The organism is Vibrio sp. 1249-1, from assembly GCF_033340495.1.
Genome location: NZ_JAWOWJ010000001.1, coordinates 656,635 through 682,841, shown reverse-complemented (window position 1 = coordinate 682,841; position 26,207 = coordinate 656,635). Strand labels below are relative to the sequence as shown.

The 26,207-nt window shown below is 43.5% G+C and carries 25 protein-coding genes and 1 pseudogene; 10 read left to right on the top strand and 16 right to left on the bottom strand.

All coding sequences use genetic code 11. The features are described from left to right. Nucleotides 1-16: 16 nt before the first annotated feature. On the bottom strand, nucleotides 17-1,135 hold the full coding sequence (gcvT, locus tag R7Z50_RS02975; RefSeq protein WP_017820967.1) for a glycine cleavage system aminomethyltransferase GcvT: 1,119 nt from the start codon (nucleotides 1,133-1,135) through the stop codon (nucleotides 17-19). A gap of 260 nt (nucleotides 1,136-1,395) precedes the next feature. After that, on the bottom strand, nucleotides 1,396-2,019 hold the full coding sequence (locus R7Z50_RS02970; RefSeq protein ID WP_005376429.1) for a helix-turn-helix domain-containing protein: 624 nt from the start codon (nucleotides 2,017-2,019) through the stop codon (nucleotides 1,396-1,398). Nucleotides 2,020-2,398: 379 nt separating this feature from the next. Here R7Z50_RS02970 and R7Z50_RS02965 point away from each other — a divergent pair, with 379 nt between their 5' ends. From R7Z50_RS02965 to gcvP, 3 genes are all read left to right on the top strand, one after another. Next, nucleotides 2,399-3,694: a serine hydroxymethyltransferase gene (locus R7Z50_RS02965; RefSeq protein WP_169628825.1), complete on the top strand. Its 1,296-nt coding sequence runs from the start codon at nucleotides 2,399-2,401 to the stop codon at nucleotides 3,692-3,694. 53 nt (nucleotides 3,695-3,747) lie between these two features. Then, nucleotides 3,748-4,128, top strand: a complete 381-nt coding sequence (gene gcvH / locus R7Z50_RS02960) for a glycine cleavage system protein GcvH (protein WP_005376432.1) — start codon at nucleotides 3,748-3,750, stop codon at nucleotides 4,126-4,128. Nucleotides 4,129-4,254: 126 nt separating this feature from the next. Beyond that, on the top strand, nucleotides 4,255-7,119 hold the full coding sequence (gene gcvP, locus R7Z50_RS02955; protein ID WP_017820968.1) for an aminomethyl-transferring glycine dehydrogenase: 2,865 nt from the start codon (nucleotides 4,255-4,257) through the stop codon (nucleotides 7,117-7,119). Nucleotides 7,120-7,359: 240 nt separating this feature from the next. On the opposite strand, the gene R7Z50_RS02950 is transcribed toward gcvP, so the two are convergent. The 3 genes from R7Z50_RS02950 to R7Z50_RS02940 all read right to left on the bottom strand — a co-directional run bounded on the left by R7Z50_RS02950 (nucleotide 7,360) and on the right by R7Z50_RS02940 (nucleotide 10,011). Beyond that, nucleotides 7,360-7,761 carry a VOC family protein gene (locus tag R7Z50_RS02950; protein WP_206969552.1) on the bottom strand — a complete coding sequence of 134 codons (402 nt, stop codon included), beginning with the start codon at nucleotides 7,759-7,761 and terminating at the stop codon, nucleotides 7,360-7,362. Nucleotides 7,762-8,011: 250 nt separating this feature from the next. After that, entirely contained in the window at nucleotides 8,012-8,839 is an 828-nt protein-coding gene (locus tag R7Z50_RS02945; RefSeq protein ID WP_225455282.1) for an MBL fold metallo-hydrolase, read from the bottom strand. Between the two features lie 266 nt (nucleotides 8,840-9,105). Further along, nucleotides 9,106-10,011 (bottom strand): LysR family transcriptional regulator, encoded by a 906-nt coding sequence (locus tag R7Z50_RS02940; protein ID WP_025767809.1) that lies wholly within the window; start codon nucleotides 10,009-10,011, stop codon nucleotides 9,106-9,108. A 93-nt stretch (nucleotides 10,012-10,104) separates the two neighbouring features. Here R7Z50_RS02940 and R7Z50_RS02935 point away from each other — a divergent pair, with 93 nt between their 5' ends. The 3 genes from R7Z50_RS02935 (at nucleotide 10,105) to R7Z50_RS02925 (ending at nucleotide 12,518) form a co-directional block, all read left to right on the top strand. Beyond that, nucleotides 10,105-11,016 (top strand): DMT family transporter, encoded by a 912-nt coding sequence (locus R7Z50_RS02935; protein WP_206969554.1) that lies wholly within the window; start codon nucleotides 10,105-10,107, stop codon nucleotides 11,014-11,016. Between the two features lie 195 nt (nucleotides 11,017-11,211). Then, nucleotides 11,212-11,673, top strand: a complete 462-nt coding sequence (locus tag R7Z50_RS02930; protein WP_047104117.1) for a carboxymuconolactone decarboxylase family protein — start codon at nucleotides 11,212-11,214, stop codon at nucleotides 11,671-11,673. A gap of 104 nt (nucleotides 11,674-11,777) precedes the next feature. Then, on the top strand, nucleotides 11,778-12,518 hold the full coding sequence (locus tag R7Z50_RS02925) for a helix-turn-helix domain-containing protein (protein WP_196363361.1): 741 nt from the start codon (nucleotides 11,778-11,780) through the stop codon (nucleotides 12,516-12,518). Between the two features lie 119 nt (nucleotides 12,519-12,637). Here R7Z50_RS02925 and R7Z50_RS02920 read toward each other — a convergent pair whose 3' ends face one another. From R7Z50_RS02920 to R7Z50_RS02905, 4 genes and pseudogenes are all read right to left on the bottom strand, one after another. Further along, nucleotides 12,638-13,132 carry a YcxB family protein gene (locus R7Z50_RS02920; RefSeq protein WP_005388773.1) on the bottom strand — a complete coding sequence of 165 codons (495 nt, stop codon included), beginning with the start codon at nucleotides 13,130-13,132 and terminating at the stop codon, nucleotides 12,638-12,640. Nucleotides 13,133-13,355: 223 nt separating this feature from the next. Further along, nucleotides 13,356-13,616: a DUF5062 family protein gene (locus R7Z50_RS02915; protein ID WP_005376453.1), complete on the bottom strand. Its 261-nt coding sequence runs from the start codon at nucleotides 13,614-13,616 to the stop codon at nucleotides 13,356-13,358. An 82-nt stretch (nucleotides 13,617-13,698) separates the two neighbouring features. Then, nucleotides 13,699-14,055, bottom strand: a pseudogene (locus tag R7Z50_RS02910) (threonine aldolase); the annotation flags it as partial. A gap of 12 nt (nucleotides 14,056-14,067) precedes the next feature. Further along, a complete protein-coding gene (locus R7Z50_RS02905; protein WP_031781244.1) occupies nucleotides 14,068-14,928 on the bottom strand; it encodes an immunity 49 family protein in 861 nt (286 codons plus the stop codon). 356 nt (nucleotides 14,929-15,284) lie between these two features. Here R7Z50_RS02905 and R7Z50_RS02900 point away from each other — a divergent pair, with 356 nt between their 5' ends. The 3 genes from R7Z50_RS02900 to R7Z50_RS02890 all read left to right on the top strand — a co-directional run bounded on the left by R7Z50_RS02900 (nucleotide 15,285) and on the right by R7Z50_RS02890 (nucleotide 18,718). After that, complete coding sequence (locus R7Z50_RS02900; protein ID WP_005376459.1) at nucleotides 15,285-15,899, top strand: PolC-type DNA polymerase III; 615 nt, start codon at nucleotides 15,285-15,287, stop codon at nucleotides 15,897-15,899. A 173-nt stretch (nucleotides 15,900-16,072) separates the two neighbouring features. Beyond that, nucleotides 16,073-17,833, top strand: a complete 1,761-nt coding sequence (locus R7Z50_RS02895; protein ID WP_186585349.1) for an ABC transporter ATP-binding protein/permease — start codon at nucleotides 16,073-16,075, stop codon at nucleotides 17,831-17,833. Between the two features lie 492 nt (nucleotides 17,834-18,325). Continuing rightward, entirely contained in the window at nucleotides 18,326-18,718 is a 393-nt protein-coding gene (locus tag R7Z50_RS02890) for a hypothetical protein (protein WP_005376463.1), read from the top strand. Nucleotides 18,719-18,758: 40 nt separating this feature from the next. Here the strand turns inward: R7Z50_RS02890 and R7Z50_RS02885 are convergent, their stop codons facing one another. From R7Z50_RS02885 to R7Z50_RS02870, 4 genes are all read right to left on the bottom strand, one after another. Further along, complete coding sequence (locus R7Z50_RS02885) at nucleotides 18,759-19,763, bottom strand: metal-dependent hydrolase (protein WP_206969559.1); 1,005 nt, start codon at nucleotides 19,761-19,763, stop codon at nucleotides 18,759-18,761. A 328-nt stretch (nucleotides 19,764-20,091) separates the two neighbouring features. Next, the gene (locus R7Z50_RS02880) at nucleotides 20,092-20,550 is read right to left on the bottom strand and encodes a hypothetical protein (protein WP_005388759.1); all 459 of its coding nucleotides are present in this window, start codon (nucleotides 20,548-20,550) and stop codon (nucleotides 20,092-20,094) included. 93 nt (nucleotides 20,551-20,643) lie between these two features. Then, entirely contained in the window at nucleotides 20,644-21,672 is a 1,029-nt protein-coding gene (locus R7Z50_RS02875) for a phospholipase A (protein WP_017820977.1), read from the bottom strand. A 226-nt stretch (nucleotides 21,673-21,898) separates the two neighbouring features. After that, nucleotides 21,899-22,402 carry a DUF2938 domain-containing protein gene (locus R7Z50_RS02870; protein ID WP_005376471.1) on the bottom strand — a complete coding sequence of 168 codons (504 nt, stop codon included), beginning with the start codon at nucleotides 22,400-22,402 and terminating at the stop codon, nucleotides 21,899-21,901. An 84-nt stretch (nucleotides 22,403-22,486) separates the two neighbouring features. Between R7Z50_RS02870 and R7Z50_RS02865 the strand changes: the two genes are divergently transcribed. After that, nucleotides 22,487-22,894: a helix-turn-helix domain-containing protein gene (locus R7Z50_RS02865; protein WP_021707542.1), complete on the top strand. Its 408-nt coding sequence runs from the start codon at nucleotides 22,487-22,489 to the stop codon at nucleotides 22,892-22,894. A 72-nt stretch (nucleotides 22,895-22,966) separates the two neighbouring features. Here the strand turns inward: R7Z50_RS02865 and def are convergent, their stop codons facing one another. The 3 genes from def to R7Z50_RS02850 all read right to left on the bottom strand — a co-directional run bounded on the left by def (nucleotide 22,967) and on the right by R7Z50_RS02850 (nucleotide 26,154). Next, nucleotides 22,967-23,473 (bottom strand): peptide deformylase, encoded by a 507-nt coding sequence (gene def / locus R7Z50_RS02860; RefSeq protein WP_005388756.1) that lies wholly within the window; start codon nucleotides 23,471-23,473, stop codon nucleotides 22,967-22,969. Between the two features lie 233 nt (nucleotides 23,474-23,706). After that, complete coding sequence (locus R7Z50_RS02855) at nucleotides 23,707-24,171, bottom strand: ABZJ_00895 family protein (protein WP_017635325.1); 465 nt, start codon at nucleotides 24,169-24,171, stop codon at nucleotides 23,707-23,709. Nucleotides 24,172-24,708: 537 nt separating this feature from the next. Beyond that, nucleotides 24,709-26,154, bottom strand: a complete 1,446-nt coding sequence (locus R7Z50_RS02850) for an AGE family epimerase/isomerase (protein ID WP_318148856.1) — start codon at nucleotides 26,152-26,154, stop codon at nucleotides 24,709-24,711. Between the last annotated feature and the right edge of the window lie 53 nt (nucleotides 26,155-26,207).

Sequence of the window (26,207 nt, the reverse complement as noted above, 5' to 3'; positions counted from 1 at the left end):
TTTGTTTCAATTCGTTTTAACCACGGTAGTAGCGTTGTGGTACGAACGGCATTTTTTCAACTGTCATTGGTAGCATTTTGCCACGCACTTCAGCGAACACTTCAGTACCAATCGCCGCCAAATCCGCACGAACATACCCCATTGAGACTGGCTTACCTGCATTCGGGCCCGCCGTACCGCTGGTTACAACGCCAATTTTAACGCCGTCAGCATCAAACAGTTCAACCCCTTCACGCACTGGCGCTTTGGTTTGACCTACTAGACCCACACGCTTACGCGCCACATCTTTAGTCTCAATCTGCTTAAGAATAATGTCTGCGCCAGGGAAACCACCTTCACGTTCACCACCAATACGACGAACTTTTTGGATACCCCATAGCAAGCTCGCTTCAACAGGTGTTGTTGTTGTGTCTAGGTCATGACCGTATAGACAAAGGCCACACTCAAGACGAAGTGAATCACGAGCACCAAGGCCAATCCATTCAACTTCATCTTCCGCAGTCAGTTTACGTGCTAGCTCTTCCGCTTTGTCAGCAGGAACCGAGATTTCGTAACCGTCTTCGCCTGTATAACCACTACGAGAAACAATGCACTCGGCGCCTAAAATATCGACTTTACGAATATCCATGAACAGCATTTCAGAAACTTCTGGTGCAAAACGCGCCAATACAGCCGCCGCTTTAGGGCCTTGGATTGCAAGTAGAGCTCGGTCTTCGATAATTTCTAGCTCAACACCAGATGGTAAATGCGCTTGTAGGTGTGCGATATCTTGCGCTTTACATGCTGCGTTCACAACCACAAACAGATGATCGCCTAGGTTAGCCACCATCAAGTCGTCCATGATGCCGCCCTCTTCATTAGTGAAAAAAGCGTAACGCTGTTTACCAGACTCAAGATCCACAATATCCACTGGAACTAATGTTTCTAGGAACGCAGCTGCACCGTCACCAATTAGGCGAAGCTGTCCCATGTGAGAAACGTCAAACAGACCTGCCGCATCACGAGTATGTAAGTGTTCCTTCTTTACGCCTAGAGGATACTGAACAGGCATATCGTAACCCGCGAACGGGACCATTTTGGCACCAACTTCAACGTGAAGTGCGTGTAGTGGTGTTTTCAGTAGTTCTTGAGTCATTTTCGTCTCCATTTAGATAGACCCGAGAATGCTATCGGCATTCGATGTGTTTCCAATAATAAACATGGCTCATTCTATTTTGCACGAACAAGACGTAGATCGACTTGCAAAAGTGTGACTCTTAACATTTTAATCACAACAAATCGTACAAAAAAAGCGCTTTAATGAGCAAGTTCTCATCAAAAAAGCGCCTTTTCATCATAACGACCACCAACAGCAATCGTTTGCTTTCACTATAGGAAATTTACAAGTATTTATCACTATTTGGCTGTCACCCACAAAATGAGCGCATCTTCTTCGCTAACACTGGTCAACATATGTCCCATATTTGCATCGTAATAAACGCTGTCTCCCTCGCTTAAAACAACAGGTTCGTAAAACTCAGAATAGAACATGACCTCACCAGATAAGATAAGCAGAAATTCTTCGCCATCATGACGAACCCAGTCTTTATATTCATCAAAACTACGAGCTCGAATTTGGCTCTTAAACGGCATCATTTTCTTGTTGGAAAGTTGTGTCGCGAGCAGTTCGTGTTCATAGGTTTGTGTTGGGTGTGGTTTACCTTCATTCTTCTTGGTAACATCCCTGCGCCCTGTCGCTACCTTTTTTCTAGGTGGCTCAAAGAGTTGTGGCATGTCAATTTGTAAGCCAAGTGCCAATTTTTGCATCGCTTGAAACGTCGGGGAGATCTGCTCATTTTCTATTTTGCTCAGTGTAGATCGAGCAAGCCCGGTTCGCTGACTGGCCTCTTCTAATGTGATACCGAGTTTCGAGCGGATATCCTTAATACGCTGGCCCAGTTTTAACGGCTCGATATTTTGGTCATGTTGCTCTTTTGCCAACGTCATCGATGGGTATTCATCGTAAATACTTTCTGCCATAAATCCCTCTATAGATATCCATATTTTTTGTCTTACTCGCATTGTGCATGAAGCACATAGTGGATAGAAGTCCACCAAGTGAATTAAAGCGTGCTCTTGTTAACAAATTTTGAAATCTTGTTTCCTATAGGAAATTTTTGGTTGATTGTTCCCGTCACAGGCGCTATGTTACCAACTTGTTAGATGTAGAGATGCATATTTCCGTAAGAGATTGGTAAAGGAAACACGCAATCCAACGGAGTTTTTGCCCAAATTTAGGGCCGGATGTTCACTCTGTTCTGCTACGCAGTTCAGCTGTTTTTGAGGACAAATGAACCACAACCGCAAATCATAACTCATCTATTGCGGGTTCATTTTCAGATTTGGAAGGTCAACTACCATGAATAAGAGTTACCCTAACCACAGCTTGGAAAACTTTTTCTCTACCAACCTCTCTGCGACAGATGATGCTGTCTTTGCTGGAATTCAAGCGGAATCCGCTCGCCAAAACGAACAAATCGAACTTATCGCTTCTGAGAACATTGTTTCTAAAGCGGTAATGCAAGCTCAAGGCACATGCCTAACAAACAAATACGCTGAAGGTTACCCAGGTCGCCGTTACTATGGTGGTTGTGAGCACGTAGATACAGTGGAAGCCATTGCTATCGAACGCGCAAAAAAACTTTTTAATTGTGAATACGCAAACGTTCAACCACACTCAGGCGCGCAAGCAAACGGCGCAGTAAAACTGGCACTGCTTCAACCTGGTGACACCATTCTTGGTATGTCTTTAGACGCAGGTGGTCACCTGACGCACGGTGCACGCCCTGCACTTTCTGGTAAATGGTTTAACGCAGTTCAATACGGTGTTGATCGCGAAACACTGGAAATCAACTACGAAGATGTTCGTGAGCTAGCACTTGAGCACGAACCTAAAATGATCATCGCAGGTGGTAGCGCCATTCCACGTACTATCGACTTTGCAAAATTCCGTGAAATCGCAGACGAAGTAAATGCAATTCTTATGGTCGACATGGCGCACATCGCTGGTCTTATCGCAACAGGCGCACACCCTAGCCCACTGCCACACGCACACGTTGTTACGACTACAACACACAAAACATTGCGTGGCCCTCGCGGCGGTATGATTCTTACTAACCACGAAGACATCATTAAGAAAATCAACTCAGCCGTATTCCCTGGCCTACAAGGCGGCCCACTGATGCACGTTATCGCAGCCAAAGCGGTCGCATTTGGTGAGGCGCTTGGCCCTGAATTTAAAACTTATATTGATTCGGTGATCAATAACGCAAAAGTCCTAGCGGAAGTATTGCAAACTCGCGGTTGCGACATCGTAACTGGTGGCACAGACACGCACCTAATGCTGGTTGACCTTCGTCCGAAAGGGTTGAAAGGCAATAAAGCAGAAGAAGCTCTAGAGCGTGCTGGGATCACATGTAACAAAAATGGCATCCCATTCGATACAGAGAAGCCTATGATTACATCGGGCATCCGTTTAGGAACGCCTGCGGGTACAAGCCGCGGCTTTGGCGCTGAAGAATTCAAACTCATCGGTAATTGGATTGGTGACGTACTGGACGGTTTAGTGAACAACCCTGAAGGTGACGCAGAAGTTGAAAAACGCGTTCGCAAAGAAGTAAAAGAACTTTGCAGTCGCTTTCCTCTATACCAGTAAACGATTTTTTTGAAATCATAATAATTCCTGACAAGTTATTCGGAGATTAAGCAATGGACAAAACACTGAAGTTTGCAGATAGCCACGAGTGGGTACGTGACAACGGTGACGGCACAGTAACAATTGGTATTTCTGAGCATGCACAAGAAATGCTAGGTGACGTGGTATTCGTTGACCTACCAGACGTAGAAGACGAAGTTGAAGCAGGTGAAAGCTTCTCTCTCGTTGAATCTGTAAAAGCAGCGTCAGACATCTACGCACCAATCACTGGTGAAATCGTAGAAATCAATGAAGAACTAGAAGACAGCCCAGAGCTAATTAACGAAGAGCCGTACGAAGGTGGCTGGATCGTAAAAGTGAAGATGTCTGATGTATCTGAACTAGATAACCTGAAAGACGCAGACGAATACCTAAACTCTATCGAAGAAGAGTAATTAGGATGTGACGAAAGCTGTTCCCTAGCCTGTTTAGAGAACAGCTTTTTTTCTAGGTTCGGACGTATAATTTAATTTATCAGTAACGCAAATCCGTTACCCGAACCAAGGAGTAGGTAAAGGACAATGACTGAATTACTTCAAAGCCTCAGCACACAAAACGAGTTCGTTGCTCGCCACAATGGACCAAACAAATCTGACCAACAGAAAATGTTGGAAGCGATCAACGCAGTTAGCCTAGATTCGCTTATCGACGAAACCGTACCAGCACAAATTCGCCTAGAGCAACCAATGAGCTTGGCAGAAGCGAAAAGCGAAGCAGACATGCTGGCAGCAATGCGTAAGTTCGCCGATCAGAACCAAGTTAAACGTACATTCATTGGTCAAGGTTACTACAACACCTTCACGCCGAACGTAATTCTACGCAACGTGATGGAAAACCCGGGCTGGTACACTGCTTACACCCCTTACCAACCAGAGATCTCACAAGGTCGTTTAGAAGCACTTCTAAACTACCAACAAATGGTGATGGATCTTACTGGTATGGAAATCGCGAACGCGTCATTGCTTGATGAAGCAACGGCAGCCGCAGAAGCGATGACACTTTGTAAGCGTGCGGGTAAAAGCAAGAGCAACGTATTCTTCGTTGCTGACGACGTTCACCCACAAACCATCGAAGTGGTAAAAACTCGTGCGAAATTCATCGGCTTTGAAGTCTTGGTTGGTTCTTTAGAATCACTACCAGAGCAAGACGTGTTCGGCGCACTAGTTCAATACCCAAGTACAACAGGTGAAGTTCGTGACCTAACGGACATCATCGCTAAAGCGCAAGCAAACAAAACACTAGTGACTGTAGCAACGGACCTTCTTGCTTCTACCCTACTTAAACCTGCAGGTGAAATGGGCGCAGACGTAGCAATCGGTTCAGCACAACGTTTTGGCGTGCCGATGGGTTACGGCGGTCCACACGCTGCTTTCATGGCAACGCGTGATAAGCACAAGCGTACAATGCCTGGTCGTGTTATCGGTGTTTCTATCGATACCAATGGTAACCAAGCACTGCGTATGGCAATGCAAACGCGTGAACAGCACATCCGTCGTGAAAAAGCGACATCAAACATCTGTACTGCTCAAGCACTGCTAGCGAACATGGCGTCTTTCTACGCGGTTTACCACGGCGCAGAAGGTCTACGCACGATTGCTCGTCGTACGCACCACATGACAGCCATCCTAGCCGCTGGCCTAACTAAAGGCGGCTTCGAGCTTGCTCACAACAGCTTCTTCGACACCATCACTATCAACACAGGTGCACAAACTGAAGACCTATACGCGAAAGCACTAGCCGCAGACATCAACCTACGTAAGTTGGGTACTCAGCTAGGTGTGAGCTTCGACGAAACCACAACCGTGGCAGATGTAGAAGCCCTATTCGCAGTATTCGGTGTGAAAGAAGAAGTCGCAGCACTATCAACTGAAATCGCAGGCAACGAGTTTGCAGCCATTCCAGAAGCATTGCGCCGCACAACAGAATATCTAACACACCCTGTGTTTAACACGCACCACAGCGAAACACAGATGATGCGTTACCTAAAACAGCTAGAGAACAAAGACTTCTCACTCACGCACGGCATGATCCCACTGGGCAGCTGTACGATGAAGCTGAACGCAGCAGCGGAGATGATTCCAGTAACTTGGCCTGAGTTTGGTTCGATCCACCCGTTCGCACCAGCAGAACAAGCAGCTGGTTACGCAGCACTCGCAAAAGATCTTAAAGAAAAGCTATGTGAAATCACTGGCTATGACGCATTCTCACTACAACCAAACTCTGGTGCATCGGGTGAGTACGCAGGTCTTATCGCGATTCAACGCTACCACGAAAGCCGTGGCGAAGGTCACCGCAACGTATGTTTGATCCCAAGCTCTGCGCACGGTACTAACCCTGCAACAGCATCTATGGTGTCAATGAAAGTGGTTGTGGTTAAGTGTGATGAAGAAGGCAACATCGACATCGACGACCTAGCAGCGAAAATCGAGAAACACAAAGACAACCTATCAAGCATTATGATCACTTACCCTTCTACGCACGGCGTTTACGAAGAGAAAGTGAAAGAAGTGTGTGAAATGGTTCATGCCGCTGGTGGTCAGGTTTACCTAGACGGCGCTAACATGAACGCGCAGGTTGGTCTAACATCACCAGGCTTCATCGGTTCAGACGTTTCTCACCTAAACCTACACAAAACCTTCTGCATCCCGCACGGTGGTGGCGGTCCGGGTATGGGTCCTATCGGTGTGAAATCTCACCTAGCTCCTTTCTTACCAGGGCATATTGAAGACGGTGTAGAAGGCGCAGATTTCGCAGTATCAGCAGCAGATATGGGTAGCGCTTCTATCCTGCCTATCTCTTGGGCTTACATCGCAATGATGGGTGAAGCTGGCCTAACAGATGCTACAAAAGTAGCAATTCTGAACGCAAACTACGTGATGGAAACACTTCGCCAACACTACCCTGTTCTTTACCGTGGCAAAAATGGCCGCGTAGCGCACGAATGTATTATCGACATTCGTCCGCTGAAAGAAGAAACAGGTATCAGCGAAGAAGACATCGCGAAGCGTCTAATGGACTACGGTTTCCACGCACCAACTATGTCGTTCCCTGTAGCGGGCACGCTAATGGTTGAGCCAACGGAATCGGAAGATCTAGAAGAGCTAGACCGCTTCTGTGATGCGATGATCGCTATCCGCGAAGAAATGGAGAAAGTGAAAAACGGTGAATGGCCACTGGATAACAACCCACTTGTTAACGCGCCACACACACAAGTTGATCTTTCAGCTGAAGATTGGGACCGCCCTTACTCTCGCGAGATTGGCTGCTTCCCGTCTAAAGCGACCAAATCTTGGAAGTACTGGCCAACGGTAAATCGCGTAGATAACGTATACGGTGACCGTAACCTAATCTGTTCATGCCCAAGCATCGATAACTACGAAGATTAATTTTTGTAGAATCTAAATAAACAAAGGCGAACCGATTGGTTCGCCTTTGTTTTTGGTGTGCCGCCCTAACATTTGTTGATACATCGAGAAGGAATGATGGCTAGTTATTGTTTGCACAAAAGTGATTTAGAAATACAGTGACTTCTGAGAACCTTTGAATTAGCACTAATATCTCAGAGCCTTAAAAGCTTGTTGGAAACTCCTCATGAACACTATGTTATGCAGGTGCTGTGTAGTTTCTCAGTTCAGTTGCAGTAAGTCCCACTTATTACCATAGAGATCTTGGAACACCACCACTGTCCCGTATTCTTCCACACGAGGCTCTTCATTAAATACAATACCATTTTTCTTCATCAACTCGTAGTCACGCCAAAAATCATTAGTTTGCAGAAACAGGAAAACACGACCACCTGTTTGATTTCCTACTGCATGCGTTTGCTCCGGTGTACTCGCTTGAGCTAAAAGTAGGTTTGTACCATTGGAGTTTGGAGGAGAAACTTGAACCCAGCGTTTACCACAACCTAGGTTGGTATCTTCAACCAGAGTGAATTGAAGTTTTTGAGTATAGAATTCGATAGCATCGTCGTAATTTTCAACGACTAGAGCAATGTTTCCGATTTGCTGCTGAACAGTTTTGGCCATGATGATTTCCGCTGTGTCAAAACGCTAATTGTACGCTATTTTGAGACTTTTCCAGAAAGCACGTAACGCCTTGCAAATGTTTAAGGCACACAATACGAATGTTTACGCGCGGCGCCTTTGTCACTAGAACCGACAAACAATATAGCTGCCACCAGTGTCGAATCTTGATTGAGCAACTTATTAAAGCCTTAGCTATAACTCAAGAGTAAACCTCTAACCTAATAACGAAGGCTGCTCGTATACCATGGTATTATAGTTCTTCTAGTTTTCCCTTAGCTAAATCTTCTTGTTGCTTAAGGAACATGAAGAAGTTTGCCTCACTGATAAACGGGTTACCGCTTGTGCCGAGCTTCTTCCTATTTTCAAAAAGGAAATTTTTATGTGGATGGTTCGAAAGGTTAACGTTCACAATAGGTGCCTGTAGTGAAATTTTTCTAATTTTCTCCATGCTAGTCAGGAACTGGCCAATAACTTCTGGATCATTGCTACTTACGCTATGCCCACCAACGATAAAAGCACGATATTGTTCGCCATTATCTTCAACAGCGAAGTCTAAGGAATAATCACCTTCCGTGTGGCCAGGTGTGAGATAGAACTTAAACTCATGTCCACCAATAACCATAGAGCTATCGCTTTTTATCTCTATGTCTAAATTTGGAGGAAGGAACTTGTTCTCACCTTCGCTTTTGTTTGATTGCTGTATAGATAGTTCATGAGCGCTTTTGGTCATCACGACTTTGGAACCATACTTCTCTTGAAGTAACTGGGCGCCCCCAACGTGGTCAGAATGCCCATGAGTTACCAATATGTGCGTTATTGGCTTATCTTTTAGCCCTAGCTTCTCTAGGTTGATAGGTATCCACTCAGAGTAAGGGAAGTCAAGCGTATCAATGATAACAAGTCCGTCTTCTGTAGCAATGGCATATGATGAGACCCACTTGTCTCCTACATAATAGACATTATCAAACATCTGAAATGGTTCTACATAACCGTTCTTATCATTCATTGCTGGAACATATTGACTTAAGGAAGCAAAAGACGAAGCACTGAAAAGTAAACCTACAATAATTTTTTTCACGAAATCGCACACAAATATATCCTTAATAATTTCTTATAGAACTTCGCGGATGAGAAAGCTCTAAACGATTTTCAGAGGCAAATACAACTGCAAATACTTTCTACTTAGCTTGAGTTTTAGCTGACCGAATCACTTGTAAACTCGAATCCTATTAACTGCCTATGTATTCATGATTCTTTTAGAGGTTAAATAAATGAACTCAATTGAAGCAGAGTCATGAAGCTTCACTTGAGGTTACCGGCACAGCACAATGTGATAAACCTCTTTCAAGCAAACATTTGAATGCGATTTTTCCAATTTAAGACATGTTCAATAAATGCATCAACTCTTGCAGGCCTTTTATCGCGGTCTCGATACATAATGAATACTTCTTTACCCGAGCATTGCCATTCTGGCAACAAAGGCAGCAGGTTATGTTGATCATGATTTAGCTCATGAAAGTAATAGGTTGGAATCCAAGCAATTCCTAAACCATGGATGACGGCGTCTCTAACTAGTAGTACATCATTTGAAGTGAATTGAAACTTTAGCGGACGATCAAATGTTTCATTGGTGATTTGATTAACTAATTTCCATTGGCTGTCGTTGTTTACCGTAATTAGGCGATGATGAACAAGTTGTTCTGGATGGGTAATCGGTTGGTGTTGTTCTAAATAGCTTCGTGATGCACAAAGCGCAAATGGAATCGACCATAATTTCTGAGCAATCCAGTCTTGTTCAATAAGATCACCAAGACGAAAACTAACATCGACACGGTTAGATACAAGATTGATTTTTTCATTCTGTACATCTAAATCGATACATATCTTCGGATGTTGCTCTGCAAATTCATAAACGCACCGCTTTAACCACATCTGTGTCATGTTAATTGGCGCTGATATTTTGATCGTTCCGCTTAAAGACTGACGCTCAGTCGCAATTCTCGATGTCACATTATTTAAGCTAAGAAGTAACGGCTCACAGAGTTGATAATATTTTTCGCCATCAGTTGTTAACGCAAAGTGGTGTGCACTGCGGTTAAATAGTCTGCAATTTAAGTTTGTTTCCAGCCTTTTTAACTTCCGGCTTAGCGTGGCTAACGGGACATTAAGACGCTCAGATCCTTGTGTTAGGCTTTGATAGCGAGCAACAGAAACGAATAACAAAAGGTCATCCAAAGAGTGACGTTCCATATTTGGGATTAACCCTCTTAAATTTGGCTATTAAAAATCAAATATGAAATATATAGCATTATCGCGTCAAGTTAATTTTTATCAGGAAGATCTATGTCTAAGCATTTATCAATTTGGTGCGGTGTTGTTGTCGCTATCTTTTTTTGGTCTAGTAACTTTAACGTAATAAAGGCTATTAATAGCGATGTCTCTCCTTTGGATTCAGCGACGTTACGATTTTCCGTTGCAGCTTTAATACTCTTACTGATAAGAGGTACTAAACGCTCTCCATATGGAGCCAAACTCACACGAAAAAGTATGTTGTCGTTGTTTGTTATAGCAACCGTGGGTGTAACTATCCAAAACTTCTCTATTTTCTCTGCAATGAGATTTACTACCCCAGTTAACGCAGCGGTTGTTCAGGCAAACCTACCACTTGTCACTATCTTGTTGTCGGGCGTTATTCTCAAGACTTCCATTTCGGTTAAAACTATTTTAGGTGCACTAATCAGTTTTTGTGGAGTGGTAATCGTCATTACAGGGGGAAATATTCATTCTATTAGCAGCAATAGTAATATTGGTTATCTATACATGTTATTTGCTTTAATTAGTGGGTGTTTATACACAATTCTAGCGAAGCGTTTAACATCTCATATCCCAGTAACTCAGCAGTTACGTTGGGTGTTAAGTATTGGTGCCATTCAAATGGTCGCTATAGCGATGTACCACGGCGACTTTAGCCGTAGCTTAAATGCCATAACATTTAAAGACCTAGCATTAATAGCTTACATGAGCCTGTTTGGAACTTTGATTGCTTATTACTTTTGGATGAAAGGCGCTATCGTTCTTGGTCCAGATAAGATGTCTCCATTATTTAATATTATGCCGGTATTCACTCTACTGATTTCGTTCATTTCTGGTGAGCAGGCTCAATGGGAAAATGTTTTAGGCGTCTTTATCGTTGCGGCTGGTGTGTATATAGGTAACTCAGCACCTTTTGCTCGTTTACGGAAGGTGGTGGAGTAAAAATAGACGCCAACCTTAAGTCCATTATTTAGAGCAATACTTTGTTAATTGGCATAAGTTTTCTTGGTTTCCAATAGGTACACTTTTCGCTTTCGTCGTTCACTCTTTTATCTAACTTTATTGAGTGCATGTCGAAAATCTTCAATCTTTTGCTAAGAGCGTTTTTTACTATGTAAAAAACAGAGGAGAATGGCCATGAAAAAACGACTCAACTATATTGAAGTAGCGCCAAAAGCAATAGAAATCCTATACGCTCAGGAAGCTTACTTCCATGAACAATTTAGCCAATCAGAAACTATGAACATGATCATATGGGAACTGGTTAAGTTACGCATATCGCAAATCAATCAATGTGCATTTTGTATCGACATGCATAGTAAAGATGCGCTTAAGTTAGGTGAAAAGCCGGAACGCATATGGGGGCTTAGTGCATGGAAAGATATGCCATTCTACAGCGATGCAGAACACGTTGCACTAGGTTGGGCTGAATTACTAACTGCTGGCCTACCAGTAGATGATGATAGCTATCAGCTGACCTTGAATACCTTTGGAGAAGAAGCTATGGTCAACCTAACAATTGCGATCAACGCGATCAATAGTTGGAACCGAATAGTTAAGGCATTTAAGCCAAAGGTTGGAGTCTATAAACCTCGATAATTCTATTTGACGGTTCTTACTTGTAAGCCACTGCTTATACCTCAACTTAATAGGATGAAAAGTACATGTGTATCACTTTCTCATTTAAGTTGAGGTTAAATAGGATGATTCATTTGAACTTAGAATTTGATATTTTAAAACCTCAAAAGGCTTTAGCTGGCTATGTTCAAGCCATTTGGTCAGCATCCGTCAAACCTGATACGACGCAAACCGTACGTAAACAATTACTCAGTGATGCTGGTACAGGTGTGGTATTCATTTTACAGAATGAAGTACAAATAGATGGTGAGTGGCAGACGCCGGGGGTTGTCCTACTGCCTATAAGCATTCTGGCACATCAGGTCTGCCTACCGCCAGGCGCGGTGATGACTGGCGTACGCTTTCATCCTGCTGTTGGTTATCAACTATTTGGTAAACGTCTAGAACAGCTATTGCGGATTCAAGACGACCACCCTTTGGCTTCTTCTGCACTAGCAACATTTGAGTCTCTGCAAACAGCTCGTTCGCCATATGCAAGGATTTCTACGTTATATCGCTGGGTTCAAACACTGATTGAGGAATATGAACCGCAGTATGTCGGCCACATTATTGAACAACCTACAGGGACCATCAGTCAGCGCCAGAGAGAGCGCAATTTTCAGAAATGGTTGGGGATTACTCCTAAACATTACCAACGCATTAAACGAGTGAAGCACACTTTAGAGCAACTCCGAGCGCAACCCGATCTTACTTTATCGGAATTGGCGCTGGAGCAAGGCTTTTCCGATCAAGCACACATGACTAGAGAGTGTAAGCAGATTGCGCGCATGACACCGAAGCAGTATGTCCGAAAGAGAAACCTCTAAGCCTTATTAGCTTTCTACATCAAACCCAATTGATTCAGAATCGACGATATACTTGCTACAATGTTCGATCATATATCACCTACTTTTTAGAACGCTCATTCCAGCTTGATATGAGCTGGTTAGCTCGCTTTTGATGCCGCGTGCTGCTCTACCATAAACGCGATCACTTCTTCGTTTAAGCAAGATTTGCTGATGTATTGGCGTTGTTTACCAAGGTGAAGGATAAAGCCCAAATCAGTTTGTTCGAGTTGGTCGATTTCATTCCAAGCGAGGCTGCGGTCAACTTTACCGCTTTTGTAGCGCACGCCATCTGCATTCACTTCAAACACCACTTTACTGCCGCGGCTTGAGCTGATGGTTTGACGCCACAGCCACCAAGTTCTTTTGAAGTAAACGCTGCACGCTTCAATCACACTCAATACGATAAAGAACCAACCGACGTAACCGTTAGGTAGCAGTTCAAACTCCAATAAAACCACACCAAAAATTAGAAAGAGGATCCCTTTCAAATACGCTTGCGGGAACTTAACTGGCTGGCTAGTTTGATCATAACACTCAGCAAAAAATGGCTTGTCGAGTGTGTATTCTGTAGTGAATTCGAAATCTTTAGACATGTATGGTTACTTCAAGGCTTCTGTAAATGAGTATTCTTGGTTGCACTCTTGCAACGCGAGCATTGTAGCGCTTCTCTGGCTTTATCTTTAGCCCTTTTGATGCTGTTTTGTAAATCAATGATAACGAAACATTAGAAGACCTCGGTGCACTCGCCAAGATCAAACAAGGCGAACCATTTGGCTCGCCTTGTTAATTAATGACCTATATGACTTATGAGGTTTTCTACTTTAGAGGGTCGTTGTCTGGCAATGCACTGTGTATCCAGACTGCCAGTCGGTGTTTGATGCTTGCGCCGTCTAGCTTGCTTTCCGGTAATGGGGTGATCTGTTTGGCATCAACCAAGAATAGGTAAATCGCTTTTACTCTTAGAGGTTGTGGTGACTGAGGAAGGTCAAAGCCTTGTAGCTTCGCCATCTTCCCACCAATCTCTAGTGCCTTCTTAACCAGTTTGTCTTCATTGTGAAGTTTGGAGCTTTTTGACATTGATAAATCCTCTTCTTCGCTTCAATTAAGAATACATGAAGTGTCGCGTATGGCGTGTTAGTAAGCTCGCATATTGATAAGTTTATGCCTTCTTACCGAGTAACTGATTGAAAAACGACCTTAATTCGTCATCACCAAGATTGAGCAGGTAGTCACCAATATACCATTCAACAATCGATTGATTTGGATGTGCCGTGACTTGCGGGTTACCAAACCAAATGCCCTTTTCCGTGGCAAACGTGTGTTGGAGTTCTTTCAACTCTTCGCAGCTAAATGGCAGGATAAGGTGCAACATATTTGCTTGAGGCTGGGTTGGTCTTACCGCCAAAGATGGGAACTCATCAATGATCTTGTAGATTTGTTTTGTTCGCTCAAACAGAGCCCGCAGCTGCGCCAACCTTTCATCGAACGGCATTGCCGCAGACACTACATAAGGTGTTCCATTAATGATTTATTTAGAACAGAGATCATGCTCACCGTAAACGAGCCACTTTGGCAAATATGCGGTTTCTGGAATTGTCCAGCCATACTTATCGTATGCCAATGCAGCAAGACCAATCAGTTTCAAAGAAACATTCCCTTTTGGCGAATAACGAACATCTTCATTCATGTAGAACTGGTAATGCGCCTCTAACGCATCTCTCAGTGCTTCTTGATAATGCGCCTCATCGCCATCGATAATGGCAACAAACACATTCACAAATGGAATAAACAAAGAGTGTACATATGGCACTCTGGTTGATTCTAAGTATTGCGGGGAGGATTTCTCCATCACAGTTTGCAATAACTCTGGTAACGCTGATGAATTGCTAAATACACCGTTAACGAACTCGACTAGCGCAACATCGAATGGATCTTTTAAACGCACTAACGACTCATCCATGATGGTCATCAGCTCTACGCAGCGCCAATCTCTCGCAGCCATCGCTAAACAGATTTCATCCAACCATGCATCCATTGTTCCTTCTGCAACAGAACGGTTACCTACTTCCGAAAAGTGTCGGTGCCCAACGGAGAATTCAACCACTTTGTCTGAATGATTGGCCAGCAAGTACACGTTATTCAGTAACTCAAGTGCTCTTTTTATATAAGCTGGCGAGGCCTGATGTTGTCCGTATTTTGAAGCAGTGAAGAATGAATCAAGCGAATACCAAGCGTCGCCTTTCATTCTTTTGAGAGGTTGCTGATAAAAAGATTGTTTTTCATCAAGCATTTCTTCCCAGAAGTTGTAAAAATCTTCATCTTCCTCACGAAAAATACGCAATTTTCTTTCTTCAGGTATATCTAAATAGTGATTTTTTATTGTTTCCATCGTTCCCTAGCCTCGCATTATAAGTTGTTCTAATTTTTTGCTATGATGATATTCATCCTCAAAATCAAGCCGTGAATGATGCCGAAGTTGATTTATAAAATCAATTTATAATCAGTATGTTGTATCGAAAGTTAATGCTTAATTGAAATGAATCGAAAAGCCGAAAAACATTTGAAATATAAGGCTACCGCACAAGCCGCGATGGGTAAGCCAGAACGTACCTGTCCATAAACAGTGGACGACGAACACTGACTTTGTGGAGTAAAGATAGACAGATATTCACCATTGTGTTCGCCTTTCTTTTTCTGTCGCTTTCGATAATACTCTTGCGCAACATTACTCAGCTGGAAAATTTTATGCCTCAAGCAAACTCTGTGGTCGTACTCGACTTTGAAACCACAGGTCTCTCTCCTACTTTAGGTGATCGCGCAATAGAAATTGGTGCAGTAAAGTTAGTCAATGGCGAGGTTGTCGATAGTTTTCAGCAACTCATGAATCCCGGTTTCAGAGTGAGTTCTTTTATTGAGAACTACACCGGCATTACCAACAATATGTTGCGATCGGCACCAAGCTGCGAAGAGGTAATGGCGTCATTTAGTGAGTTCATTGCTGGCGAGAACCTTATCGCTCACAACGCGTCCTTCGATAAACGATTTTTAGATGCAGAGCTTGAACGAATCAACTGTGGTTATTCGGGTGAGTTTGCTTGCTCCTTACTGGTAGCAAGACGGCTCATTCAAGAAGCCCCATCACATAAGCTAGGTGAACTTGTTCGCTATAAAAATATCGACAACGACGGTGTTTTCCACCGTGCACTAGCCGATGCGCAAATGACAGCCAAGCTTTGGCTCTTAATGGTCGAAGGGATAGAAAACTCAGGCGTCGAAAAACCAAGTTTTCAGTTGATGCAAACAGTTAGTAAAACAGCCAAAGGAAAAGTCGACCTGCTACTCGCCAAAAGCCGTGCGTAACCCCCTCCGAACTAAAAGCTGGTTCTAGTCTCTTCGACGTTTAAGTGATTTTCGATATACATGCGATATTGGTTATCCCAGTGAACTTCCTAATCCGAAAGCGGTAGTTCGCTGGTCTCACCAACCAAACTGGCTTACTATGCCAGGTACCTAAAACGCTTTGTGAGTCACTCATGAGCAGAAAAAATAACAAAAATCTCAGCATTCTTCTTAAACTCAACACCTTTATTGCACCGTATAAATGGCGGGTTGCGGCGGCCTTGGTTGCCCTTGTTGCGACAGCAAGTTTGACGTTATCCGTTGGCTATGGAGTACGCATACTTATCGACCAAGGCTTTGCTCAGCAATCATTGCAAGAGCTTACCAATGCGATTCAGTTTATTGTCGGTGTCACATTGTGTATTGCCATTGGGACTTTCTTTCGCTTTTACCTTGTCTCTTCCGTAGGTGAGCGCGTTAGTGCGGATATTCGCCTTGCGGTGTTTAACCATGTGATTACGCTGCATCCGAGCTATTTTGAGACCAACAGTAGTGGCGACATTATGTCGCGCTTGACTACCGATACCACATTGCTGCAAAGCATTATTGGTTCATCGTTCTCGATGGCGATGCGTAGCGCTTTGATGTGCTTTGGGGCCATCATAATGTTGTTTGCCACTAACGTTAAGCTCACGCTGATTGTGCTTGCTTCTGTGCCTTTGGTTCTGGTTCCGATTTTGTTTTATGGACGACGCGTGCGTGCGCTCTCTCGCCAAAGTCAGGACTCAATGGCCGATGTCGGAAGCTACGCTGGAGAAGCGATAGAGCATATTAAAACCGTGCAAAGTTTTAGCTCAGAGTCGCATGAACGAGCGGCTTTCGCTGTCGAGGTGGAAAAAGCTTATGAAGTAGGTAGACAGAGAGTAAAGCAGCGAGCGATCCTGATATCAGGCGTTATTGTGATTGTGTTCAGCGCGATTGCAGGCATGCTTTGGGTAGGCGGCAGCGATGTGATTCACGGAAAAATGTCTGCGGGTGACCTAGCCGCATTTGTGTTTTATGCCATTATGGTTGCCTCATCGACTGCAACCATTTCCGAAGTCATGGGTGAATTGCAAAGAGCCGCAGGTGCTACCGAACGGCTGATTGAGATCCTTCAAGTAGCCAGTGATATTAAAGCGCCAAGCAACCATTTGCCTGTCCGTGCCGACATGCCTGCTGAGGTTAACTTTAATTCAGTGAGTTTCAACTACCCTTCTCGCCCAAATCAACCAGCTATCAAAGAGTTAAATCTAACCGCTGATCAAGGAAAAGTGTTGGCGTTGGTCGGCCCTTCTGGTGCAGGTAAAACAACACTATTCGAACTGCTGCAACGCTTTTATGATCCGCAAAAAGGGCAAGTGTTGTTTGGTGGTGAAGATATTCGACAGTTCGATCCAAACGAGCTTCGACGTCAAATGGCGCTCGTACCACAACAACCAGCGCTGTTTAGCCATGATGTTTTCCATAATATTCGCTACGGTAATCCTGAAGCGACGGATGAACAAGTTATCGAAGCCGCGAAAAAAGCCCATGCCCATGAGTTTATTGAGAAGCTTCCCGAAGGCTATCACAGCTTTTTAGGGGAGCGCGGCGTTAGGCTATCAGGCGGACAAAAGCAGCGCATTGCGATTGCTCGCGCGATTCTAAAAGATCCAAAAATCTTACTGCTAGACGAAGCTACCAGCGCCCTTGATAGTGAAAGTGAACATCACGTTCAGCAAGCACTTGAAGCTCTAATGAAAGGACGCACAACGCTGATTATTGCTCATCGTCTTTCGACTATCCAACATGCGGATAAAATTGCGGTGCTCGACAATGGCGAGTTAGTCGATGTTGGTAACCACCAATCATTAATGCAAAGCTGTGAGTTGTATCAGCGACTTGTGGCATTGCAATTTAAGCACTTGGAGTAACGCCTAGTTAAGCGTTCAAAAGTAAGCAAAGGCGGACCAAATAATTTAATAACAGGAGTTTAACGATGTTTTTGTGTCAGTCCAGCGAGCCTTGGCGAGACTAAGAATCTAGCTCTGAGTGGTTAATGAGATAATTTAGACCATGAAGAGCTAGGATAGAAGATCCCACATCATGTCCCATCGTCGCTGTACAAGGTGACGAAATACAAAAGATGCCACTCGCAGTTAAACGAGCGGCATTAAACCAAGCAGCTCGCCTTTTAACAAAGGAATTCCAGTAAGAATCCAGTAACCAGCGTATTCTCCCTTCAACTAGAAACACTCGTTCACAACTACCATATAAAACCCAATCAACTTCATTTGTAACAATTAAGGTTTCAAAAATAGGAAATCATTACTGAAAAAGTTTACCGCGTTTTGTGTTGCTATCTATGGTTACAATGTTTGAGACATCAATGCCTTCAAACCAAGCAACACAAAAGCGGCACCGATATGAACAGCGAAGCGAAACAACTATTTTCTTATCTATGTCAGCGATACGATGCGCTTTCTCAAGAGCTTGAGTCTCGCCCTTTTCCTGAATTTTCTGAGACTATTACTCATCCTCTTGGGCACTGTTTAGTCCGTTGCCCAGCAGGTAGCCAACGCTTTTCTATTGTAGCAGTCAACTTTGCACCCTCCGTTCGCGGGCAAGGCGTGCTTACTGCATTTATCGACTACATCAAAAGCAATCCTTACCACTACCAAGGTGTTGAGGTTGCAATCATTGAAAACAAGAACTTAGCTAAACGGCTTTTGTCTCTTGGCTGGAAGTACAAGTCCCTGTTTGGCAAGATTTTCTTCGCTAGCAAGCCAACCCTAGTAAAGGACTTTCAGTCTGCGTAATAGTTATTACGAAACCGCATCGACATCCAAAGTAAAACCATCACTCAAAATCCGTAAGCATGTTGAAAAAAACTTGGCGATCTTCTGCAGTACTTCCTCGATGAGCAGTGTATTCAACGTGCGCGTCTGCGCTGGCTTTTGGGGATAGATTGATGCCCCATAACGCATTAATTTGGTTTGGTACGATGGAATAACGCATATCAACAATTCGCATTTCATTATTCGGATCCGTCGCTACAAAACCGTTTGAAAACCAACGGAAACGTTCGATGTCTCTTGCTTGTTGCGATTGCGGGTTTAGCCACGGAAATTGCTCTTTTATATTTAACTTTGGAGTTGATTCGCCAGGGTAAATTTTTATTGAACGCCCCACCCTTACGGCATCTACATAGTAGCTCTCTTCCGTTTCATAAATTAGTTTCCAAACCAAAAGATTGCTAAAGCTTGGTTTGGCTTTTAATTGTATAGCGTTGTGTTGTCGCTCTTTGACGATTTCCCAACCAGCTGCTTCTGCTCTATCTCGTTGGATCATTCCAAGGCTTAGGTAAGCCAGACACCATAAAAATGCAATGCGGGCATAGTTTGGGCTTCGCTTCAGTGCAGCAAACAAAAGCAATATTAAAATAGGGAGTGTGAACGCGGGGTCGATTACCGAAATAGTGTTCCAAGCATAACGCGTGTTGCTTATCGGCCATAGAAGCTGTGTTCCATAACTGGTGCATGCGTCTAATAACGCATGGGTACTATAACCAAGCGCGCAGTAAAACCAACTCTGCCGGAAGCTTAGTCCTCGCTTTTTTGCGAACAATGGATACAACACCAAAGCACAAATGAAACTACCAAACGGGATAAACAAGAGCGAGTGAGTAAATTGGCGATGGTATTCCAAATACAGCAAAGGATCAGTTGAAGAACGGATTAGCACATCTAAATCCGGAGCCATCCCAGAGACCACGCCCAACACGCCAACAACTGCAAGGTTTCGCTTGTTGCTCACCGCCAGTGGCAAAGCTGCACCCAATAAACCTTGCGTTAACGGATCCATCGTTCACTTCCTTTAGATAGATGAAGCTCAGCTGGAAAGCGTACACGCTCAATAGTCGGTTCCAATTTAAAAACCAGAAGGTTCTTCGACATAAATTATCCGCATTTAAGTGGAAAATAATACACGACTTAGTCATGCATTTGCTTGTTTAGCAACAAACACCTTGATTTAGTGTAAGAAGGAATCACGCCGTTCGCTAGTGAACGAACAAATCTGAGTCTAGGCTTGTTTGGTATTTCAAACCCGAAGGTTTATCTGACGCGAAAAAACAAGGCGATCCAAATGGCTCGCCTTGTTTCTAATTTACTGAACGATAAACGACAGGTGTTTAGTCTTGAGGATTCTCTTTCGCGTTGATTTCAGCGTAAGTGTGCAGCAGCTCCGTCAATGTTTTTACCCACGCAAAAACATCCGAAGGTGCATTTTCGATTAGTTTTTCCACTAGCGCACAGTGTGTTTCTAGCGTGATGGCCTCTTCCAAACGGAATGAGATCGCGTAGAAATGCCAAAGCACCAATCGCGTCATTCGCTCGCTATTTTGCTTTGCGTTGTCTGAGTCATCAAACGCTTGTTGAATTTCACTCAGTGCGATTGCTGTCATGCGTAGCATTGCATCAAGACGTGCAGACAACATGCGGTCTTCACTATCCACTTCTTCTTGATCAAAAGTGAACAGCTCATTCATCACGTCTTCTGGCACCATTTTACTGATCATACGAGCACTAAACTCTTCCAGCTCATGGCGAGGCATAGTTACAAGACAATCGAAGGTGTAATCACGAAGCATAAAATCACTCTAGGTTAGAAATCAATTTCAGCCTCGCATTCTAAATATTGAAATTTCAATTGCCAGTGTTAATTTCTATCCATCTACGAAAAACTACAAAACACCGTTGATTGCAATACCAACACCAATCCGCTGCTGATTATGATCATAGTCGATCAAGCTCTTACCATAACCCGCTGAGTATTGTGCGTACCCCTGAACTTTGCCCCAAATCGGAAATGACACACCCAGTTCTGCAAAACCCTTATGTGTTTGAAAGTTCTGGCGACCTAAAAAGGTAAACTCGTAACCATTCCACTTGTAAGCACTCGATAGCTCAAAGTGTCCCATATAGTCTTCGATATCCGGGTTATCATCACCTTTGGGATCATTAGGCGATGTCTTTTCATCTTCAGGTATACGCCACCAAGGCTGGATAGAAACCGCAAAATTGTCTTTTGCAAAGGTTAAGTTGGCATAGACACGGTTCCAACTGCGCGATAGCTCCTGTCTCTGACCGTTAGACTCATGTTCAATACCAAAACCTAACCAAGTCGAACCATCAAGTGGTTTCCAGTCTGTTGGGGTGTAGTAAAAAAGCTCTGGACGATAATTGGTTTCACGGAATGGACGAGATGCTGCACCCGTGTATACCTGCCAAAATGATTTAAGAGTCATTCCAAAAAACAGACCATCGCCATCAAACAACAAGTCATCATAGTTCATTGGTACTTTAAAACTGATTTGGAACTCCGCCTCTTCCTTACGCAGTTCATCGCCGTATTTGGTGTCGGCATACGCGCGTTTATTTACACGATCACTGTATGTAAACGGAAGAATATAGTTAACGCGATGCGCGACTAGGCTAAACGGTTCGAACGCGTTTTCTCGTTCTGATTCCAAACGCTTGTCGACCAAACTTTCCTGAAGTTCTTCAGGCTCTTCAATTTCTGGATCTGCGGGCACTGTGCTGGTTACTGTGTCAAGCTCACACTGCGCGCGAATGCTCTTTATGGTTTCTTCACCTTTGCTTTGCTTTATTTTGTCTAGCAAACATAAATCATAAGCACTGGCTGTTTCTCCCATCGCAACTGGCGCTGCCAATAAACTCAGTATTGATATCCCTGCCACTTTTGAAGCCATCTGAAACCCTTAATATTCTTTATGTCAAACCAGATAATTTTAGTTTTTCTTGGTAAACCGCTTGCCATTCTGACGTTAAGGCAATGTTAAATGTCCGCCGACTTTACGTCTTGGATAAATGCAACAGACTTTAGACATATCGGTCAACTATGAGCAAAGCGCAAAAAACAACCAAGAGTTGAGCATCATAGATAAAAACCACTCGTTTGCATGATGCTCATTTTATCTATGCAAAATACTGGCTCGTAACTTTGATTGCAAACCCGGCTATGAATAAACCCAAACCATAACCCAAATGCGCCAATGTGCTAAGAAAACGGGCTTTCCAAGGTGTTGGGGTTTTACTCGCAGCAAAACCAAATCCTAGACAAGGTTGAATGACCAAAAATGGGAAGATCAACGTTACCACGCCTGTAATTAAGCTGGGCATTAGACTGGGCTCTACCAACCAATGATGACCAAAAACAGTAACGTGAGCCAAAGCGAAAGTAACGCCGATGGCATAATGCAAAAACCAGCCCAGTGACTTTTCTCCCGGCATCGCCTCTGACGCCATAATTGGCGCATGCATAAGCTTTCCTTGGGGCATGTACAAAACCCAGCGCGCAACCAACGCATAGTTTAATGAAGGAATACCAAACACTCTCCTTTGTAACCATGCCCATAAATCCATTATCAAAGTGGCACCAATCCCTATTAGCACCGCTTGCAATCCCATTAAAAGCAGCATTTTTCTCTCCTCAAGTTTTTGATTTGTTAAGGTCTTAGTTGCATGCTACAACTTAAAGCCAACTTGAAGTCAATGGGGAATAATATGGATATTGCAGAAGTGGTTAGAAAATCAGGATTGCCGACTTCAACGCTCAGGTACTACGAACAGCTGGGGTTAATTCGCTCGATAGGAAGGAATGGATTGAGACGCCAATATTCACCAGAGGTACTCAATACACTCAATTTAATTAGTTTGGGGCGTATCGCTGGAATATCGCTTAACGAAATGGCAGAAATGTTGAATCAATCAGAAGTTTCAAAGCCATATATCGATCGTGACTTACTAACGAAAAAGGCACTTGAGATTGATGAGCAAATAAAACGTTTGAAAGCGGTGCGAGACAGCCTAAACCATGTTGCCACCTGCCCTCATGAGTCACATATGGACTGTTCTTCATTTCAAAGGCTTATGAAGGTCGTAAAGCGTTATGTCCCCCAAAAGCAGAGATAAACCGCTCTCCCTACCGTCCTATTCTTGATTTACAAGGAAGTAACTCGCGGTTGTGAGTTACTTCCTTTCATATTACTTAGCTTGCGATTTTACGTACTTCTTCACTTTTTTCATCGCCATTTTTTGCTTCAGCGGTGAAAGGTAATCAATGAACAAGTTACCAGATAGGTGATCAATTTCGTGCTGCATCACAATCGCCAAGAACTCATCGCTCTCGATTGTAATCGGGTTGCCATCACGGTCTAGTGCAGAAACAACAACTGACGTGTAACGCTCTACATCTGCGTAGTACTCAGGAACAGATAGGCACCCTTCTTGACCAAGTGCTTTGTTTTCTCCGCTCACCACTTCTGGGTTAACCAAGATTAAAGGATCATTGCGTTCGTCAGAGATATCGATGACAACAACCGCCTCTTTTCTGCCTACTTGGGTTGAAGCTAAACCGATACCATTGCCCGTTGCGTAAAGTGTTTCTAGCATATCGTCTATCAGCGTTTGTACTGTCGATACATCAGTGACTTTTTCTGCTTTTACTTTAAGCCTTGGGTCTGGAATGGAGAGAATTTCGAGGACTGCCATACTTACCTTTCATATCTATAAATCGTAATTCGTGGCGAATTATACACACGTTTCTCGATACATAAACCTGCTAAGCTATCTTGCGCACAAGGCATAAACCATTAACTCAAACTACAACACAATAAATGGGTTTGCCTTTTAGATAAAAATCCTACAAACAGGAAACTAAAACGCCAGCACATTATGGCTGACGTCTTGTCATGATCCTAATTGAATCGTTTGTTGTATTTTATCTACTGACTTTCCTTGGCTTTGAGTAATACTCTAATCGCCATTTTCTCACCACTTTTTAAAATTAAGTAGGCGATGCCAATCGTTATTAGCATTATGATAGCAATAAAAATACTTACCCCACCGAGCTCAGATAATAAATAAAACGGAGAAATATCTAACGACATTAAGATAAGAGAGAACACTACCAAACTTGCTAAAGTCCACAGTAAAACAGCATACCATCTTGTTTTTGATGGCATTACATCTCCAGTCTTGTAGCCGAAGTAATAACCAACACTCATGGCTGGGATTAACGTGCTAAGAAAGCCTGTACCACTCATTTCTATCCCAACAATATATTCAATGGCCAACAGCAATGCAGCCCAACAAACGGACGCCAGACACAACAGAGACGTAACAAGAAGTACCGATGGTGGCTGGTTTATTTCTGATTCTGAATAGTTATTTTTTAATTCCACTTTCATTTCTTTCCATTTATTTGAATAAAATAAGCGTTTTAGATCATGCTTCCGCTTGGACAACCTAGAGAAACAACACCACAAGAAATACAACTTGTAGCTTTTTAAATAGTTTTATTTTCATTTAACCTAGATTCCAACTAACTGTTATTTTTAATAACTAAACCCTCTCTCTCAAATTGTATATTCAATAAGTTTACTCATATGGGCCCAGTGCAACCATGTTAATACGTTCTATGTATCAGAAACAATTCATTTATTTCCAATGACACTAGTGAGATCATGCGACGTGATTGGAATCTCACTTAAGTTTTCATGGACCTATCGCGCTGAAAATTGAATCCTCTACCTGTCATAGAATAAAAAGCCGTCAAAACCAGTGATTCTGACGGCTTTTTGTAAGCGCCCCGTGGGCATTACCTACACCATTATTGCTTGAAGCTTATCTAGTGACAGACCTAGATAGCTAATAGTCGCACTTGCTGTCGGAGGATTTTATTGGCTTTTACGTGGACTTTAACCAACACATCACCATCGACCAACCTAAGGTCGAATATTGGTGAATGTCGCGCTGGTGACTCCATCACTTTGTGACGACAACGATTTTACGTCTGCGCTAAAGTAATATGGATTAAGTGGCATTTTATTCTCTGCTGGTCGCGCGTAGTAAAGCTTGGCAGGCTGTTTTGCCATTTGTTGCGCGTACAAATACCCGACCAACGCATGTTCAAACTGGTGGTAACCATTTCCCCAATGGAACGCTTTGGTTGATTTAGGGCTTAGACCGACGCCTCCATATTGATGATCCACCCATGCATCCATAAAAGTGGGTAACGTGTATTGAAGCGTTTCTTTCATCGAACCATCAACAAGGGAAACTGTCATTGCCGCTTGATCGAGCTCTGCCCATTCCCAAGACGAGCTATAGTGCTTGTATGGTCTTGATTGCCAAGCAGGAATGCTCTCTTGCGTCCATTTACTCTGCCATTCTGGTGAGAAAAGCGCTTTGACTTGCTCAAAGTTTTGCTGGTATTGCGCTTGCTTAAGCGTGTGTTTCATTCCTTTGAAACCAAACTCTGTCCAATTGGAATTTTCCAACAACTGACCAGTGAGATACGTCATCCAATACGCTTTGATGGTGTGTCCAAAATCATTGTGTTTCGCATCTGGCATCATTACCGCTTTGTGGTGTATCGCGCCATAAAAGCGCTGCTCTTTGACGGAATAGTAGTTATCTAGCATCACTTGCGTCAGCCATTGCAGATCTTGCTTCCACTTGGCTTGCGCTGGCGGTGGTAAAAGTGGCGTCATTAACAACAGGTAGCCATTAATTTGGTCAAGTTGAGCGACTAACTCTTGCTGCTTCTCACTTTCCCCATCACCATCTTTCAAAACCCACGCCAGACCGCGATCATCGCTTCGTCGGTATTGTTTAAATATAAACGCTTGCTGGTCGATAAGCGCTTGTTCGACCTTTGGGTCTTGCGTTAAGTAGTAGTACATCGCCAACCCCACCAAAGCGTAAGCTTGGTCTTGAGAAGTTCGTTGTTGCCACTTCATCCCCGGTTTTCCACTACGCGTAAAGCTCACAAAGCCGCCGTTTTTCTCATCTTGTAGGTGATCAATCAGGTAATAAGCCCCTTTCTTTGCCAGCTCTAATGCTTGCTTGTCACCCGTAAGATGAAAAAGCACGCCATAAGCGTAAGTTTGGCGCGATTTCATGCGGGTGTATTCGCGATCGAAGTGCGGGCTAATCCACCCTTTGTTTAATTCTTCACACGGCTTTTGTGGGTCGAGAATGACACCGTTATCACAACGAAATGTCGGAAAATTCCCCGCAGGTTGCCCATGCGCGCTTTCCATCATCCAATATGGGGCTAGGCCATTCGTCACATGGTTTAACCAATCATCCCCCGAAGGCAGGTCTACATCAGCAAAGCTGCTCATGCTCGTCGTTGCGAGCAATAAGGTAAGATATTTAAAAGACATAACACTCAATTAAGTTATTGAATTTTATCCAGTATAAATAACTCCCTTTACGC